Source organism: Corallococcus exercitus, assembly GCF_003611585.1.
Classification (GTDB): domain Bacteria; phylum Myxococcota; class Myxococcia; order Myxococcales; family Myxococcaceae; genus Corallococcus; species Corallococcus exercitus.
The window spans coordinates 1-16,998 of record NZ_RAVW01000204.1; the positions used below are offsets into that span (position 1 = coordinate 1).

General features: G+C 71.6%; 14 protein-coding genes. 7 read left to right on the plus strand and 7 right to left on the minus strand.

What is annotated here, in order from left to right; translation table 11 throughout:
- Positions 1–76 precede the first annotated feature (76 nt).
- On the minus strand, positions 77–1,003 hold the full coding sequence (locus D7W79_RS23740) for an AraC family transcriptional regulator (RefSeq protein WP_158617030.1): 927 nt from the start codon (positions 1,001–1,003) through the stop codon (positions 77–79).
- A 207-nt stretch (positions 1,004–1,210) separates the two neighbouring features.
- Between D7W79_RS23740 and D7W79_RS23745 the strand changes: the two genes are divergently transcribed.
- The 4 genes from D7W79_RS23745 (at position 1,211) to D7W79_RS23760 (ending at position 7,868) form a co-directional block, all read left to right on the plus strand.
- Positions 1,211–2,449, plus strand: coding sequence for an alpha/beta fold hydrolase (locus tag D7W79_RS23745; protein WP_158617031.1), 1,239 nt, complete (start codon positions 1,211–1,213; stop codon positions 2,447–2,449).
- Positions 2,450–2,548: 99 nt separating this feature from the next.
- Complete coding sequence (locus tag D7W79_RS23750) at positions 2,549–3,334, plus strand: DUF3142 domain-containing protein (protein ID WP_120527676.1); 786 nt, start codon at positions 2,549–2,551, stop codon at positions 3,332–3,334.
- A complete protein-coding gene (locus D7W79_RS45815) occupies positions 3,331–5,607 on the plus strand; it encodes a hypothetical protein (RefSeq protein WP_120527677.1) in 2,277 nt (758 codons plus the stop codon). Before D7W79_RS23750 ends, D7W79_RS45815 begins: the two co-directional genes overlap by 4 nt.
- 32 nt (positions 5,608–5,639) lie before the next feature.
- Complete coding sequence (locus D7W79_RS23760) at positions 5,640–7,868, plus strand: YfhO family protein (protein WP_120527678.1); 2,229 nt, start codon at positions 5,640–5,642, stop codon at positions 7,866–7,868.
- A 9-nt stretch (positions 7,869–7,877) separates the two neighbouring features.
- Here D7W79_RS23760 and D7W79_RS23765 read toward each other — a convergent pair whose 3' ends face one another.
- The 3 genes from D7W79_RS23765 to D7W79_RS23775 all read right to left on the minus strand — a co-directional run bounded on the left by D7W79_RS23765 (position 7,878) and on the right by D7W79_RS23775 (position 10,554).
- The gene (locus D7W79_RS23765; RefSeq protein WP_120527679.1) at positions 7,878–9,125 is read right to left on the minus strand and encodes a hypothetical protein; all 1,248 of its coding nucleotides are present in this window, start codon (positions 9,123–9,125) and stop codon (positions 7,878–7,880) included.
- Positions 9,126–9,149: 24 nt separating this feature from the next.
- Positions 9,150–9,527: a hypothetical protein gene (locus D7W79_RS23770; RefSeq protein WP_147442027.1), complete on the minus strand. Its 378-nt coding sequence runs from the start codon at positions 9,525–9,527 to the stop codon at positions 9,150–9,152.
- 121 nt (positions 9,528–9,648) lie between these two features.
- Entirely contained in the window at positions 9,649–10,554 is a 906-nt protein-coding gene (locus D7W79_RS23775; protein ID WP_120527681.1) for a LysR family transcriptional regulator, read from the minus strand.
- Positions 10,555–10,649: 95 nt separating this feature from the next.
- On the opposite strand from D7W79_RS23775, the gene D7W79_RS23780 reads away from it, so the two are divergent.
- Positions 10,650–11,765 (plus strand): aldo/keto reductase, encoded by a 1,116-nt coding sequence (locus D7W79_RS23780; RefSeq protein WP_120527682.1) that lies wholly within the window; start codon positions 10,650–10,652, stop codon positions 11,763–11,765.
- A gap of 23 nt (positions 11,766–11,788) precedes the next feature.
- Here D7W79_RS23780 and D7W79_RS23785 read toward each other — a convergent pair whose 3' ends face one another.
- Positions 11,789–13,009 carry a DUF6068 family protein gene (locus D7W79_RS23785; protein WP_120527683.1) on the minus strand — a complete coding sequence of 407 codons (1,221 nt, stop codon included), beginning with the start codon at positions 13,007–13,009 and terminating at the stop codon, positions 11,789–11,791.
- A 92-nt stretch (positions 13,010–13,101) separates the two neighbouring features.
- Here D7W79_RS23785 and D7W79_RS23790 point away from each other — a divergent pair, with 92 nt between their 5' ends.
- Both D7W79_RS23790 and D7W79_RS23795 read left to right on the plus strand, forming a co-directional pair.
- Positions 13,102–13,449, plus strand: coding sequence for a hypothetical protein (locus D7W79_RS23790; protein WP_120527684.1), 348 nt, complete (start codon positions 13,102–13,104; stop codon positions 13,447–13,449).
- Positions 13,450–13,477: 28 nt separating this feature from the next.
- The gene (locus D7W79_RS23795; RefSeq protein ID WP_120527685.1) at positions 13,478–13,747 is read left to right on the plus strand and encodes a hypothetical protein; all 270 of its coding nucleotides are present in this window, start codon (positions 13,478–13,480) and stop codon (positions 13,745–13,747) included.
- A gap of 5 nt (positions 13,748–13,752) precedes the next feature.
- Here the strand turns inward: D7W79_RS23795 and D7W79_RS23800 are convergent, their stop codons facing one another.
- Together D7W79_RS23800 and D7W79_RS23805 are read right to left on the minus strand one after the other, a co-directional pair.
- Entirely contained in the window at positions 13,753–14,241 is a 489-nt protein-coding gene (locus D7W79_RS23800; protein WP_120527686.1) for a (2Fe-2S)-binding protein, read from the minus strand.
- 2 nt (positions 14,242–14,243) lie between these two features.
- Positions 14,244–16,400, minus strand: a complete 2,157-nt coding sequence (locus D7W79_RS23805; RefSeq protein WP_120527687.1) for a xanthine dehydrogenase family protein molybdopterin-binding subunit — start codon at positions 16,398–16,400, stop codon at positions 14,244–14,246.
- Between the last annotated feature and the right edge of the window lie 598 nt (positions 16,401–16,998).

The following is a 16,998-nucleotide window of genomic DNA, read 5'->3' on the forward strand; positions in this document are numbered from 1 at the left end:
GGCGATGCGTGCCTTTGCCGCGAAACTCAGCATGGCGGTGGATGTGCTGTCCACGTCTTCCCGGGTAGTCCTGGAGTCACCGCGAGGGTTGGAGTTGACGGCGGTATGCGGCGGGTGTGCTGCCCACGTGCCGCTTGAAGGCCTTGCCGAAGGCGCTGTCCGTCTCGTAGCCCACGGCCTCCGCGATGGCGGTCATGGACGCATCGCTCTCCGCCATCAGCCGCGTGGCGGTGTGCATCCGCCACTGCGTCAGGTACGTCAGGGGGCTTTCGCCAAGGACCTGCTGGAAGCGCGCCGCGAACGTCGAGCGCGACATGCTGGCCAGCTTCGCCATGGCCTCCACCGTCCACGGGTGCTGGGGCCGCTCGTGCAGTTGTTGAAGGACGCGGCCCAGCTGCGGGTCCTCCAGTGCCCGGAGCCAGCCGCCCTTGCCTTCGGGGAACGCCTCCACGTGCATGCGCAGCGCGTGGATGAAGAGGACGTCCGCGAGCCGCGTGGCGACGAGCTCGTGTCCGGGCCGCCCGGCTTCCATCTCCGCGGCGACGAGCTGGATGACGGACTCCACCTGGCGCGTGGCGCCGCTGCCGTCACCGCGGACGTGCAGCACGTGGGGCAGGCCCGCGAGGAGCCGGTCGAGCCACGCCCCCGCGAAGCCGAAGCTGAAGGAGATGAGCGTCGTCTGGGGCCCGTCTCCGCCGTGGCGCAGGACGCCGCCGCACTGGGCACCGGTCTCCTCGTAGAGCTCCGGCAAGGGGCGCGTGCGCGTGCGGGGTGAGTCGCGCAGGAAGTGGGGCGCGCTGCCCAGGATGAAGACCCAGTCGCCCGCCGCGAGCGCGATGCGCTGGCCCTCCACCTCCAGCCAGCAGCCTCCGCGAGACACCGCGTGGAAGAAGCCCGGGAGCCCCAGGTCGAGCTTGATGCCCCACGGCGCGCTCAGCTCCAGCCGGCCGTACACCTCCGTCTTCAGTCGCAGGCTGCGAAGCGAATCCGCCAGGACGTCCATCTTGAGCGCTCCCTTCGGACGATTGGACGAGAAACACGGAGCTTCGCACATGGAACGTCCAGCGTCGCGGGACTACCCATCGCCTGGAGAAAGGACACTTCCATGACTCCTCCATCGACAACGGCGCGCTTCCGGACCTTCCACCTGCTTCGGGCCGGGTGGGCCGCCTCCGTTCCCCTCGTGTTCCTTGTAACCCTCGCCGTGCTCATGACTCCGCATGTCCGTGGCATCGGGTTCTTCCCGGCGCTTCGCTTCGCGGTCGCCGCGCCCGCGTGCCTGCTCGTCTGCGTCGCCGCGGCCTTCCTGTATCCGGTGCTCGCGGGGCGGACGTCGCGCCCCCGGCTCATGCTGGCGGCGGTGCTCGTCGGGTTCGCGGTGCTGGTCCTTGGAGGCATGGCGGTGTGGGGGCCCGAAGGGCTGGCCCTCGCGGCGGCGCCCGCGCTGCTGGGTAGTGCTGTCGCTGCGTCCTGGCTCGTTGCTCGCTTCGTGGACCGTCCGCGGTGGTCGCGCGTGGGCACCGCCGCGCTCCTGTTGGTGGGCGTGCTGGAGGCCGCAGGCGTCGTCCGGGCGGTGTCGAGCGAACGCGCCTCGCCAATGCGCGAGCTGGCGGACGCGGGCTCCCGGTTCATCACGCTGCCGAGCGGCGCGCGCATCCACTACGTGGAGGAAGGGCAGGGGGAGACACTGCTCTTCCTGCACGGCAATCCCGCCTGGTCCTACCAGTGGCGCGAGCTGATCCGCGGGCTGCGCGGGTCGTACCGCTGCGTCGCGCTCGACTATCCCGGCTTCGGCCTGTCGGAGGCTCCGGCGGGCTTTGGCTTCACGCCCCGGGAGCAGAGCCTGGTCGTGCAGGAGTTCGCCGAACAGCTCCAGCTGCGTGACGTGACGCTGGTCATGCAGGACTGGGGTGGCCCGATTGGGCTGGGCTTCGCGGGGCGCCGGCCGGAGCTTGTGAAGCGCGTGGTGCTGGGCAGCACCTGGGCCTGGCCCACGAGCACGCGCGAGGCGCGCGGCATCTTCTCCGTCATCGCCGGTGGACCCGTGGGCGAGTTCCTCCAGCTGAACTTCAACGGCTTCGCGTCCTTCGGCCTCCAGAACGGCGTGGTGCACGCGATGCCCACGGACGTGCTGGAGACCTACCTCCGGCCCTTCGTCCCGTTGGAGCGGCGGGGCATCGCGGCCTTCTATCCGGGGCAGATCACCGCCGCGACGGCGTACTTCCAGGAGGTCGAGGCGGGCCTGCCGCGGCTGGCCGACAAGGAGGCCCTCCTCTTCTGGGCGCACCTGGACCAGGGCTTCCCCCGGAGCGATACCGAGCGCTTCGAGCGGGCCTTCCCCAAGCACCGGACGGTCGGTCTTCCCAACGCCAACCACTTCTTCTTCGAGGACACGGCGGATCAGGTGGTCGCGGAGGTCCGTGCGTTCATGCCCGCGGCCCATCCCTGAGCCCTGGGGAGCCCAGGGGGCATGGGCGGCTGGCGCGGGGGTTGCTAAATGTCGCCACGTCGGCCGGGCAGGGTGCCCGGCCGTGGCTCCCTGGCCGCGATGCTCCCCGAACGCTCCCTTCCGCATGCGGCACCCGGCCCACGGCGCGGCCTGCTGGCCACCCTTCTCCTCACGCTGCTGTGCCTGCCGCTGTCCGCGTCCATGCCGGTGATACCGGGGCCGCCGCCTCGCCTCGTCCTCTGGGCCTGGGAGCGGCCGGAGGACCTGCGCTTCCTGGCGGGCCGCGCGGTGGACGTCGCGTTCCTGCTCGCGACGCTCGACCTCACGGATGAAGACGTCCACGTGGTGCACCGCCGGCAGCCGCTCCGCGTTCCTCCGGGCGTCGCGTTGAAGGCCACCGTGCGGTTGCAGATGGTTCCGGGCAGCTCGCTCGCGCGCTTCGATTCCGAGCGCCTGGCGGACCTGGCCGGGCGCCTGGACGTGCTCGCGCGCCGCCATGCCGTGACGGCGTTGCAGCTCGACTTCGATGCCCGCGGGTCGGAGACCGACGCCTATGTCGATCTGCTCCAGCGGCTGCGCACGCGCCTGCCTCCGGGCCTGTCGCTGTCCATCACGGGGCTCGCGTCGTGGTGCGTGCCCGGCGGCTGGATTGCCCGGGCGCCGGTGGACGAAGTGGTGCCGCAGCTCTTCCGCATGGGGCCGGACGCCCCGGTCTGGCGTGCACGGTTCGCACGCGGCCTGCCCCGCCCGTGCTCCGGCAGCATGGGCCTGGCGGTGGACGAGTGGGGGCCCGTGCCTCCCGGCGTCTCGACCCTCTATCTCTTCAACCCCCGGCCGTGGACGCCCGAGGCGTTCGCTCGCGCCGTGGCGGAGACCCGCTCATGAAGAACGCAAGAACAGTCCTGGGGCTCGTGGGCCTCGCGGTCCTGCTGCCTCCCGTCATCGCCGATGCCTGCGGGCCCGAGTTCGAACCCGAGCCCCGCTTCCAGGTCAGCGACAATCCGGACCGGCCCTTCGACAGCTTCGCCGCCGGGCGCCTGGGCATCATCCCCCGCACCTACGACCCGGCCTACCTCGCCTATGCCTGGCGCACGATGATGGGCATCCCCACCACGGCGGCCGAGCAGAAGCACCTGGTGGCCGGGTGGAATGAGGCGGAGTCCCGCTACGGGTACGGGGCCGACGCGGAGTGGGCCAGCCAGCAATGGATCGTCGCCCGGAAGGAAGTCGCGCCCTCCCTGGAGCCGCGTGAGCTGATCTTCATGGGGGAGCAGAACTACGCGAGGTACTCCCGCATCCACGGCGATGCCTTCCTGCATGCGGCGAGCACGGCGCGCACGCTCGCCCGGGAGTGGAAGCAGCGGCCGGCGCTGCTGAACGAGTGGGTGGGCAACCAGGACCGGGTCTTCAGCGAAGGCTGTGCCCCGGCTGAACCCGAGCCCGGCTTCGTGGAGACGCTGACGCCCCGCGAGCGGGCCCGCCGTAAAGCCGAGCGTGACTACCAGTCCGCGGCCATGCTCCTGTACTGCGGGCAGTTCGACGCGGCGGCGCAGGCCTTCCAGGACATCGCCGGCGCCGCGGACTCCCCCTACCGCGTCCTCGCGGCGTACCTCGTGGCTCGCACCCGCCTGCGCGAAGCGCTGTTCAAGCTGTCCGTTGAAGACGGGGCTCCGCCGAACGTGGATGCGGCCACCGCGGAGGCGCTCTTCCCGCGGGCGGAAGAGGCCATCCAGAAGGTGCTCGCGGATCCCAAGCTGCGGGAGGTCCACGGGCCCGCGCGGCGCCTGCTCTCCATCGTGCGCGAACACCTCTCGCCGGAGACCTGGCGGTGCGAGCTGTTCTCGCGAGTGCTGGAGAAGGGGACGGGCTCCGCGTTGCAGGCGGAGCTGGGCGGCCTCCGGATGGCGTGGGATCCAGAGGGCAACACCGTCACCTGCCCGGGGCTGAAGCCTCGCGCGGCGGAGCTCCTCGAATGGCTCCAGCTCATGTCCATTCCTCCCAACGGGGACGACGGCGCTCCGATGGGGCCGGGGCCGGCGAAGGCCTTCGAGACCTCTGTTGCTCGCTGGAAGAAGACCGCGCATCCGCCCTGGCTCGTGCTCGCGCTGCTGTCGGCCCGCGCGGATGCACCGGAGGTGCCCGCGCTGCTCGCGGACGCGGCGAAGGTGCCGGTGGACGCCCCCGCGGGCATGACGCTCGCGTGGCGCTCCGTGCAGTTGCTGCGGGAGCGGGGCCAGCTGGCGGAGGCCCGGGCGCGGCTGGACGCCATCCCCCTGACGCTGGTGCGCGACCAGGCGTCCACGGACAACCTCCTGCGGGAAGAGCGGCTGCACCTGGCGAACAGCTGGGATGAGGCGCTGCGCAACGCGGCCCAGCTCGTGGTCGACGAGGGGGCGCTTCCCCATCAGGACTGGAATGCCCAGACGCCCGAGACCGTGGCGATGGGGCTCAGCCCCCAGCGGGCGCGCTACCTGGAGTCCCATGTCCCCACGCGCCGGATGCGTGAGTGGGTCGCGCTGCCTGGGGTGTCTCCGGCGCTGCGGCGGCAGCTGTCGTGGACCGTGTTCGCCCGCGCCGCCGTGGTGGGGGATGACGCGACCCTCAAGGCCCAGGCGGCCACGCTCGCGGAGACGGAGCCCAAGGCGCGCGCGGAGCTGCTGGCCATCGTGGGGCGGCCCACGCTGGAGGAGCGCCTCTTCGACGCGCGGCTGCTGCTCATGGGCCTGCCGGTCGTCTCCGCGAGGTTGCAGCCCGGCCGGGACCGGCTGGCGGATGTCTCACCGCAGCTCGACATGACCGAGGACCTGAGCTGGTACCGCAACGGCTGGTGCATGCCGGGACCGGAGTACCTCGCGGACCCGCCGGGGACCCCGGGGCCGCTGCCGGTCGCGAGCCCGGAGGAGCAGGCGGACGCCGCCAGCGAGTGGAAGGCCCTCGGCGCGGCGGGGTCCTCCGTCGCCTTCTTCTCCAACGTCGCGTTGGACTGGGCGAAGGCGCACCCGGACGACCCGCGCTCGCCCATCGCGCTGTTCCGCGCGGTCCGCTCCAGCAAGCGGGGCTGCGGCCAGAACACCCCGGAGGCCAAGAAGGCCTTCTCCTGGCTCCACAAGCGCTACGGCAAGACGGAGTGGGCGCGCAGGACGCCGTACGTCTACTGACGCGGGTGTATTCACCCTACGATGCCGCCGGCATGACGACGGCGCGCACGCGAGGACGGGCAGGGCTTCCCACCGTCGTGGGATTGCTGGCGCTGCTCGCCTTCGTCTACTGGCCGGTGCTGGGCGGGCAGCTGCTCGCGGGCCGGGACCTGTTCCGCATCTTCATCCCGGACTCGGCCTTCCTGCTGGAGTCGCTGCACGCCGGCGAAGTGCCCCTGTGGAACCCCTACCCGCGCCTGGGCCAGCCGTTCGCGGCGACCCTCTATTCGCAGGTGTATTACCCGCCGCGCTGGGCCGCCGTGCTGCTCACGGGCCCCATCGTGTCCATGACGGTGATGCAGTTGGCGCACGTCGCGCTCGCGGCGGTGGGCGTGTTCCTGCTGTGCCGCAAGCTGCGCGCCTCCTGGCCCGCGGCCGTCGTCGCGGGCGCCACGTTCGGGCTGTCGGTGCTGATGACCCGGCTGGGCACCCAGCAGAACCTCGTCGACGCCGCCGCCTGGAGCGGCTTCATCCTGGGCGCCGCGCTGGACGCCACCCACCGCCCGGGGCGCGGGCCCCAGGCGCGGCTGGCCGTGTACGGGGCGCTGTCCCTCTTCGCCGGTTCGCCGGAGACCACGCTGTGGCAGGGGCTGGTCGCGGTGCTGGTGGCGGGCTTCACGCCACGGCGGGTGACAACGGGGGCTCGCGTGCGCTCGGTGGCACGCGTGACGGGGGGCCTCGTGCTGTCGGGGCTGCTCGCCGCGGTGGCGCTGCTGCCCACCGCCGAGTTCGCGCGGAACTCCCTCCGCATGCAGGGCGACTGGCCCTGGCGGCTCGTCTGGTCCACGTCGTGGCCGCAGGTGCTGTCCGCGCTGTGGCCGCTCGCGGACTGGCCCCGGGGCAGCTACTGGGGCGAGGACCAGTGGTTCATCCTCAGCCTCTTCCTGGGGACGCTGCCCTGCGCGTTCGCGGTGCTGGGCGCCGTGCGCGGGCCCCGGCGTGCCCGGCCCTTCGCGGTGGGTGCGCTGGTGCTGGTGGCGCTGAGCCTGGGCCGTCACTTCGCGCCCGCGGCCTGGGTGCTGCTGCACGTGCCCCCGTTCTCCCTCTTCCGCTACCCGGTGAAGTACTTCGTGGGGGCCGCGTTCTGCGTGTCCGTGCTGTCCGCCTTCGGGGTGGATGCGCTGGGTCGGCTCTCGCGGCGCCTTCGGCCCTCGCGCCCGCGCGCGGCCGTGGCCTTCGTGGGCATGGTGGGCGCCATGGCCGTCATCGGGCCCGCGGCCCGCCTTCTGTCCATGCGAGCCTCCGCCGAAGCGGGGGCCCCCTGGGTGCCCCTGTGGCTGGGATTGGCCGCGCTCGTGGTGTTCTGGCCTCGCGCTGGCTTCGCACGGCCCCGCCGGGTGCGGCAGGGCGTGGCGATGCTCGCGGTGCTGGAGGTGGCGGCGTCACACGCGCTGCTGGGCCGGCCGCAGTCCACGCCCTTGCGGACGCTGCTGCGGCCCTTCTCCCTGCGCGTCTTCCTGCCCCAGCCCTTCCCTGGCCGCGTCAGCGTGGACATCCAGAGCCCCGAGGACCCGACGCGCGCGGGCAAGGGGGACACCATCGAGCGCAGCCTCGAGCGGCTCATCCCCAACCGCTTCGTCGAGGAGCGCCTGCCCGCGCTGGAGGGCTTCGGCGCCCCCGAGCCGCTGTTCTCGGATGTCTTCCACGAAGCGGGGCAGCGCCCCCTCTTCGACCTCGTGGGCGTCACCCACTACCTGCGCCAGGGGCCACCCCCTTTCGACGACCTGGAGCTGCTCAACACGGCGGACGACGGCACCACCCTGTCCCGCTCGCGCACCGCGCTGCCGCGCGCCTTCCTGGTGCAGCGCGCCCGCGTGGTGACGGATGCCCAGGCGCTCGCGGCGGTGGAGGATGCCTCCCAGCCCTTCCGGCACACGGCCTTCCTCGCCTCGGGCGCGCCGCTGGAGCGGCCCGCGTGCACGGGCTCCGTGGAGTGGGTGCGCCAGGGCGCGCAGCGCCTGGAGTTGAAGGTGGAGGCCTGTGACGAGAGCTACCTCGTCGTGTCCGACAGCCACTACCCGGGCTGGACCGCGACCGTGGACGGGCAGGAGGCGCCCATCCACCGGGCGGACCTGGTGCTGCGCGCCGTGCGGGTTCCGCGCGGCGTCCACTCGGTCCGCTTCGACTACCGCCCGCTGAGCTTCCGCCTGGGGCTGGCGCTGTCCGTGCTCAGCGCGCTGGGGCTCGCGGCCGTGGCGCTCCGGCGTCCGCGGGCAGCCTGAGGGCGCGGCCTACTTCATGGGCCGCACGACGCGGAGGATCTTCCGCGCGAGGATCTTGTTGCGTGCCTCGTCGGACAGGCGCGTGGACTTCACCTGCAGGTAGATGGACGGATGGTCCGAGTAGTACTTGCCCTCGGACTTGAGGTGCCGGGAGCCGCTGGCGCCCATCAGCCCGTACATGCCGGGACCGGACAGCTCCAGGTGCTCCGTGTCCGCCTGGTAGTAGCCCATGTAGTGGGCGTTGCCGGCGGAGTTCGAATACTGCTGCTGGAAGAGCGGGATGGCCTCCGTGCTCTTGTGGGCCAGCATGTACGTGGGCTGCGTCTCCGGCCGTCCGTCGAAGAAGACGCCCCGGCTGCCCTGGGCCGTCTCCTGCAGGTCCATGTTGAAGTCCCCCACCATCACCTGGATGCCCTCGGACACGCAGAAGGCTTGCAGGGCCTTGCGCTCCACCTGGCGCTCCTGCGGGTTGGAGCCGGTGAGCGACGCGCGCAGGTGCACGCCCGCCACCGTCACGGAATGGCCATACCGGTTCCCGAGCGTGACCTTGAGGATGTACTCGTCCTTGGACTTCAGCTTCGTCTGGATGGACGCCGTCTTCCGCGTGAGCGTGGTGGCCTCCAGGTAGAAGCTGTCCTCCTTCGCGTTGTCCACCTGCGCGTCGATGTCCTCCCGCAGGTAGAGGGCAATCTCGTTGACGTGCTTGATGCCCTTGACCGTCGAGTCGTCAATCAGGTGCTTGCGCACGTAGGACATGCCCAGGCCGGAGACGTCGATGCGGTCCGGGAAGGGCGAGCCCGTGGGGTTCTCCGACAGGAAGATGAAGACGGGGTAGTGCTTGTAGCCCCGCAGGTTCCGCTCGATGCGGTTCTTGCGCCGGTCGCTCCACCCGGACGTGTCCGCCGCCTGGGGGCCGTTGCTCTCCAACCAGGACCGGTAGTTGTCGTCATGGTCGGAGTCCGGGTTGTGCATGTTGCGGATGAGGTCGCACTCCTGCCGCACGATGTCCGCGAGCTTCGCGGCGATGTCCGGCCCCTGCAGGAAGTCGCTGGAGGCCATGCCGGGGACGAGCGGGTTCGCGAGGTTCGCCCCGTCCACCCGCTGCCCGCTGTCATCGAACGTGGCGCTCAGCCCCTTCACGCCCTTGGTGGTGTTGGCCTTGTAGAACTTCTTCGCGGCGTCGAAGGGGATGAACAGGATGGAGATGCGGGGGAGGGTCGCGGTGTCGATGCCCTCGTCGAATTCGCGCTTCGGCATGGCGGACCCCGGGGTGCGGCGGGGCTACTTCCAGGAGCAGCCCTTGATCTTCTTGCAGAACGCTTCGTTGGTGGCCTTCTCGCACGCGATGGCCACGCCGCCGCACATGTTGGACCCGAACATGTAGGCACAGCCAGGCTGGCTGCTGCAGTACATCTGGGAGAAGACGCCACAGAAGTTCGCCTTGCCCGTGCAGTGGCCGGCGCCCTGCGACGCGGTGGCGTCCTTCTCCGGCTTGGCGGCCGTGCCCGCGTCCTTGCCGTCCACCCCCGCGTCCGCCTTCGCGGAGGCGGAGGGCTTGGGCTTCTTCGCCGCGTCCTCCGCGTGGGCGGGAGCGCCCAGGAGGGCCGCCGCCATCGCGAACGCCATGAAGAGACCAACACGCTGTCCGTGCTGCGCCATGTTCCTGTCCTTTCGGTGTGGGACCGGCCCGTCTCCCGCCATAACAGTCTAGGCGAAGGGGACTTGAGCAGCGTGCAGCATGCCCGCCTGCCCGAGCGGGAGTCGAGCGGCCACGGCCGTTTCAGCGGCGGGGGAGCAGCTCCCGCGCCAGCTCGATGAAGGCCCGCAGGGGACGCGAGGCCCGCGCCCGGTGGGGGTAGTACAGGAAGAGGCCGGGGACGAGCGGCGCCCAGTCCTCCAGCACGGGCCGCAGCGTGCCGGAGCGCAGCGCGGGCGCCGCCTGGAGCTCCGAGACGTAGGCGAGCCCCAGGCCCTCGCGGGCCATGTTCAGCAGCAGCAAGGAATTGTCCGACGTGAGCGGCCCCTTCACCGGCACGGTCAGCTCCTTCGCCCCCTGTTCGAACTCCCAGTGGTAGGGCAGCCCCGTGGAGGGCGCGCGGTAGCCCAGACACGCGTGGTTCGCCAGGTCGCGGGGATGCCAGGGCGTCCCGTGCCGTTCGAGGTACGCGGGCGTGCCCAGGACGAGGAAGCGGAAGGCCGGGGTGAGGCGCACCTGGACCATGTCGCGCTGCACGGACTCGGTGAGCCGGACGCCCGCGTCGTAGCCCTCCTTCACGATGTCCACGAACCGGTCCTGCACGGACACGTTCACGCGCACGTGCGGGTGGGCCGTGAGGAAGCGCGGCAGCACCGGCTCCACCACGAGCGGCACGGAGAACGCGGGCACCGACAGGTTGAGCGAACCCGTCATCTCCTGCGTGTCCCCGGCGGCCAGGTGTTCGAGCGCCGCCAGCGCGGACTGGAGCCCCGGGGCGGCTTCATCCAGCAGCCGCTGTCCGGCGTCGGTGAGGGACACGCTGCGCGTGGTGCGCGCGAGCAACGCCTGCCCCAGCTTCTGCTCCAGCTGGCGCACCGCCTGGCTCACCGCGGACGAGGACACGCCCAGCTCCTTCGCGGCCTGGCTGAAGCTGCGCCGGCGGGCGACGGTGACGAACACGGTCAGGGCATTGAGGGGCGTCAGGGCCATTTCGAAGAAAGTCTAAACAGTCTGTGCAACTTCCGCGTCTTCATCCCGTGGCCTCCGGAAGGCACCTTGAGGGCATCCAACGCAGGGAGCCTTCCATGACGACGACCGCTCGCATCGATTCGCTGGCGCAGTACCACCTGCTGGGCCGCAGTGGCCTGCGCGTGAGCCCGCTGTGCCTGGGCACCATGACCTTCGGCACCGAGTGGGGCTGGGGCAGCCCCAGGGACACCGCGCACCGCATCCTCGCGCGCTACCTGGAGGCCGGCGGCAACTTCCTGGACACGGCGGACGGCTACACCGGCGGCTCCAGCGAGGCCATCATCGGGGACTGGTTCGCGCAGGCCGGCGGCCGCGACCGCGCGGTCATCGCGACGAAGTTCACCATCAACACGTCGCCCGGGGACCCGAACGCGGGCGGCAATGGCCGCAAGAACATCCGCCGTGCGCTGGAGGGTTCGCTGCGGCGGCTGAAGACGGACTACGTGGACCTGTACTGGCTGCATGCGTGGGATGGCATGACGCCGGTGGACGAGGTGATGCGCACGCTCGACGCGCTCGTGCGCGAGGGCAAGGTCCGCTACATCGGCCTGTCGGACGTGCCGGCCTGGTACTTCGCCCGCGCGCAGTCGCTGGCGGAAGCGGAGGGCTGGGAGCGCGTCGCCGCGCTGCAGCTGGAGTACTCGCTGGTGGAGCGCAACATCGAGCGCGAGCACATCCCGGCGGCGCTGGCCCTGGGCGCGTCCATCACGCCGTGGAGCCCGCTGGCGTCGGGGCTCCTGTCCGGCAAGTACACGCGGGAAGGCACGCAGGCGAAGGGCGAGGGGCGGCTGCCGTCCATCCAGGGCGGGGGCAACCCGGGCTTCGAGAAGCTCTTCACCGAGCGCAACTGGGCCATCGTGGACGCGCTGCGCGAGGTGGCGAAGGAGCTGGACCGCTCCCCTGCGCAGGTGGCGCTCGCGTGGGTGACGCGCCGGCCGGGCGTGGCGTCCACCATCATCGGCGCGACGCGGCTGGAGCAGCTGGAGGCGAACCTGCACGCGCTCGACGTCCAGATTCCCCCCGCGCTCGCGGCGCGGCTGGAGGCCGTCAGCCGCCCGGAGCTCGTCCACCCGTACCACTTCTTCGAGGACGCCTTCTTCACCGGGGGCATGTTCACGGGCGGCACCACGGTCCGCGCCGAGCCCACGTGGTTCCGGCCCGCGCCCCGGTAGGCCGTCCCGCGGGCGCGGTGGCGTCAGTTCCCGCCGTCCTTCCACCAGACGCCCCAGTCGCCCAGGGCCGTGGAGTGCTCCAGCTGGGGCGGACCCTGGTCCGGGACCTGATAGGTGCCGTCCGCCAGGGGCTCGAAGCGAATCCAGGTGGAGAGGCCGTCGAGCTCCGGGCCCCACGGATCCACCGCGTACTGGACCTCCTGTAACGTGGATTCGGGGGCGCCCTCCTCGCCCTGGCGCTGCGTACAGACGGTGACGGGGAGGGCGTGAGCGCCCCGGGTAATCGTCTCCTGGCGTATGGGCTTGAGCTCTCCCAGGACGGGCGGCCACCAGGGAAACACCGCCGCGGCCTGGGTGATGACGCCGAGCAGGGCCTCTCCCAGCGGGAAGCTGGATGCACCCTGGAGGTCGCCGCAGGGAGGCGCCGCGCCCGGGGCCCCCGTCCACGTCGCCGTCAGCAGCTGGCCGCGCTCCGCGCCCATGCAGTAGCGGACCTGCTTCGGGGCCTCGCGGTGCGCCTCCTTCACCACGTCGTACCAGGTGCCCGGGCCCAGGGGGTGTCGCAGGGTGGGGACCTCGCCGGACTCGAGGGTGCCCTGGCGGAAGGATTGAAGCTTGAGGTGATAGGAGATGTGCTCTCCCATCCCGGCGGATTGGCTGCTGGCTTCGAGCAGGCCCTGGGTGAGGTACAGCGGCCCGGGATCCGTGGCGTGGACGCGAACCTCCAGCGAGCCATCGCTGACGCGGGTGTCCTGCTCGATGCGCCGGGCGCCCCAGGTCCGTCCTCCGGCGGTGAACCGCTCCTCCGTGACGGTGCCGTCCATGGGCTCGAAGGGCGGACGCGGCTGCGTCTCCTCCATGCGCATGGGCAGCACGATGGCCTGGGCGAGTGTGCGATGGGGATGGGGGCGGCCCTGCTCGTCCGTGAAGGTGATGGTGAGCCAGACCCACGGGGGCCTCACGGCGACGACCTCCAGCGCCATCTGGCCCCCGACCCTGTTCGAACGTCCAGGGGGCTCCTTGGGGAATCCCCTCTGGCGGAAGTCCTTCATGTCCAAGGGGATGTAGGGATTGAAGAAGCTGCTGCTGAAGGCGTACTCCACCCGGTCCCCCACGCGGGCGTACTTCCACGGCGAGGCCGCGGCCTCCGGCGGAAGGGGAGCGGGCTTCATGCCGACGCAGGCCGGGCCCGACACGAGCACCGCGGACAGCAGGAGGAGGACTTGGAACGCGCGAAGCCGCATGTGCTTCCTGTCTGCCATTGGTTCCAGGGCTTGTGTAGGGGGCTCCGATGGCGGCGGGGCCTGCGTTAGGCTCGCGGCCGGAGGTGCGGCACGTGGAACGCGTCCAGGGTGGGGGAGTCCGCTCCGGCTCGGAAGTCCGGAGCGAGCTCGAGCGCGCGCAGGTGGAGCTCTCGGCCGCGCGGCGCAAGGTCCAGGAGCTGGAGCAGGTCCTGGCGGCGCGGTCCCGTGAGGCGAGCAAGTGGGAGGCGCGGGCCCTGAAGGAACCGCGGCCGGATTCGGAGTTCCGGCTGGTCGCGTTCGCGGTGGGTCTGATGCTGGGTGGGCTGTTGCTCCAGGGCGCGGTCACCCTCGCCGGAGGATGGATGCCCCCTCCCGCCTCCAGTGCCGCGTCCCCGCCGAATGGGGACAATCGACTGCCGCTCGGCCTCCCTTATCCCTGACCGCTGGCCCCCCCCGGGAGCCTCACACATGGAACGCATGGAGAATCCCCACGCCGAGTCCGACGCGGAGCTCGCGCGGGTTCGCGCCGAGCTGGACGCCAGGCACGGCGACATCGCGCGGCTGGAGCAGCAGTTGGAGGCCGTGGCCGCCGACACCGAGCGCTGGAAGACGCGGGCCGTCGCGGGGCCCTCCGCGCCCGTCCGCTCCTGGCTCATCCTGCTGCTGGTGGGCCTGCTGGTGGGCGGAGCCCTGGCCGCGCTCTTCATCGTCCTCGGTGGAGGACGGCTCCACGCGTGACGGCTTCAGCGCTCCGGGAGGCTGGCTCCGCTTCGCAAGAGCAGCGCGGCGCGGTGGATGGCGGAGCGGATGCGGACATAGGTGCCGCACCGGCAGACGTTGTCGCTCATGGCCGCGTCGATGTCCGCGTCGGTCGGCTGGGGGTTCTTTCGCAGCAGCGCGACGGCGGCCATGATCTGCCCCGGCTGGCAGAAGCCGCACTGGGCCACGTCCTCGGCGATCCACGCCTGCTGCACGGGGTGCAGTCCGGTCGCATCCGCCAGGCCCTCGATGGTCCTCACCTCTCGGCCCGCGATCTCACCCACGGGGTGGAGGCAGGGACGGAACGCCTCTCCATCCAGGTGGCTGGTGCACGCGCCGCAGACGCCCACGCCGCAGCCGTACTTGGGGCCCGTGACGCCCAGGACGTCGCGGAGTACCCACAGCAGGGGCAGGTCCGCGGGCGACTCCACCGACACCGGCTGACCGTTGAGCATGAATTGATGGGCCGGCATGGTCAGGCTCCCTCGTCGAGGATGGGGAAGCGGGTGGGCATGGTGCCCGTCGCCCGGGCGATGGCGTTGGTCAGGGCCGCCGCCGCGCTGGGGTAGCCCAGCTCTCCCACGCCGCCCACGCGGTCGTCGGAGCGCACGAGGTGCACCTGGATGGAGGCGGGCGCGTGCTTCATCCGCAGCCACCGGTAGTCCGCGAAGCTGCCCTCGCGCACGGCGCCCGCGTCGATGTGGAGCCCGGCGCTCAGCGTGGTGGACATCGCGTCCAGCGCGGCGCCCTGGAGCTGGGCCTCGATGCCCTTCGGGTTGATGGGCAGGCCCACGTCCGCGGCGATGACCACGCGCAGCACGCGCGGTGTGCCGCTGGTGACGTCCACCTCCACGAGGTGGGCGATGGCGCTGTCCCACTCCTCCAGCACGGCGACGCCCTGGGCGACGCCCGGAGGCAGCGCGCGGCCCCAGGCGCCTTCGAGCACCACCCGGTCCAGCACGGCCTTGAGCCTCCGGGACGTGAGGCGCGAGCGCCGCAGCTCCACCGGGTCTCGCTGGAGTTCGCGGGCCAGCTGGTCGACGAAGACCTCGTTGGCCACGCCCACCTGGCTGGTGAAGACGGAGCGGAAGGAGGCGGTGGGAATCGGGAGCGGCACCTCGGCCAGCTCCTGCGCGACCCAGCCGAACTGGTAGGGGACGTGCTGGGTCAGCGCGAAGAACACCGCGCTGGTGACGTCCGGCAGGGCCTGACCGAGCAGCGAGGTGAGCAGGTCTCCGAAGCCATGGGGGAACTCCACGGTGGGAATGGCGGCGCGGTGATGCCAGCCGAGGATGGAGCCCCCGGGGCCCAGCGAAGCGAGGATGCGGTGGTGGCTCGCGGGCCGGTAGTGGCCGTGGCGCATCTCGTCGTTGCGGCTCCACATCAGCTTCACCGGCTGCCCGAGCGACCGCGAGATGAGCGCGGCCTCCACCGCGGCCTCGGTGAAGAAGCGCCGGCCGAAGCCGCCTCCGGCGCGGATGGGATGCACGGTGACCCGCTGCGGGGTGAGCGCCCAGCCGAGCGCCGCGGCGACCTGGCTCCGCGCGAACTTCGGATCCTGGACGCCGGACCAGACCTCCGCGACGTCGCCCGTCACGCGGGCCACGCAGCTCTGAGTCTCCATGGGTGCGTGCGCGAGGTAGGGGAAGTCAAAGCGCCCCTCCACGACCCGCGTCGTGAGCAGCGGAGGCAGCGGCCGGGGCCCGATGGCGTCTCGCAGCCGGGCCCGGATGTCGGCGTCGGAGAGGTGGCTGGCCGGCCCTGGCGCCCAGGTGACCTGCAACGCGTCGCGAGCCGCGAAGGCCTGCGCGAACGTCTGGGCCGCCACCGCCACGCCTGACGGGAGCTGCACCACGCCCACGACGCCGGGCATCGCGCGGGCCGTGGAGGCATTGAAGGACTGGACCGTGCCGCGCAGCGTGGGAGGCCGAGCCACGACCGTGGGCACCGCGCCCGGGATGTCGAGGTCCAGGGTGAACCGCGCCTCGCCGGTGACGATGGCCCGTGCGTCGACACGCCCCGTGGGCTGACCGACGACGGTGTATTCGCTCGGAGACTTCGGCAGCGGGGAGACTTCCGGAAGCAGCACGCGCGCGGCGTCCTCCGCGAGTTCGCCGTAGCCGAGCCTGCGGCCGTCGGGAGCACGGACCTCGCCCTGCGCGGTGGTGAGGGTGAGGGCGAGCACCCGCCAGCGGTGCGCGGCGGCGGTGACCAGCCGTGCCCGGGCCTCCGCGGCGGCGGCGCGGAGCGGGCCGGCCAGGTAGCGCATCGTCGAGGACAGCCCGGTGAGCTGGATGAGCCAGCGGGGATCCGCGTCCGCGGTGGACACGTCCACGGCATCCAGGCCCGCGTCGAGTTCCTCGGCGACGAGCATGGCCACGGCGGTGGTGATGCCCTGGCCCATCTCGGTGCGGGGCAGGGTGGCGACGATGCGCCCATCGGTCCGGACGGCGACGTAGAGGTTGAGCGCCGTCTCCTCCAGCGCCGGGGCCTCCGCGGCCTGGGCCGAGGGAAGGTCGAGCCCCCACCGCGCCGCGATCATCAACGTGGGTGAAGCCACCAGCCACGTCAGGAACCGGCGGCGGTCCAGACCGCCTGGAGGAGCTGAGTCCGTGGGCCGCATGTCAGCCATGGAGAAAGTGTCTCACGCGGCCAAGGACGGGCCCAACGACCCACGAAGCCCTGTGCGGCACCTGTCACCAGGAGCCCGGAAGCATCCAGGACACGACCCTGAACGGACCCGAAGCGCGGTCCTGGCTCCAAGTCCCCGGACCTCCATGAGGGACACCTCCCTCCCGACGCGGTTCTAAACCGGTCTGCTTGTCGGACAGGTTTCTGCGCCCGCCAAGTTCCAAACCTGTCCGACAGTCGGACAGGTTCGTGCAGAGCACCGCTTGCGGGGCACCTCCCTCCCGACGCGGTTCCAAACCGGTCTGCTTGTCGGACAGGTTGCCGCGCCCGGCCAGGGTCCAAACCTGTCCGACAGTCGGACAGGTTTCCTTGGAGCACCGCCTGCGGGACACCTCCCGCCCGCTGCGGTTTCAAACCGGTCTGCTTGTCGGACAGGTTGCCGCGCACGGCCAGGGTCCAAACCTGTCCGACAGGAGGGTTGCGCAGAATAGCGGCTCAGCCCGGCTGGGAGGCAGGGGGAGAAGCCGGGGCCTCGAGGAGGACGAAGACGCAGAAAAGCCGGCTGCGAGTGAGCAGCCGGCTGACGTTATGGGCCAGCA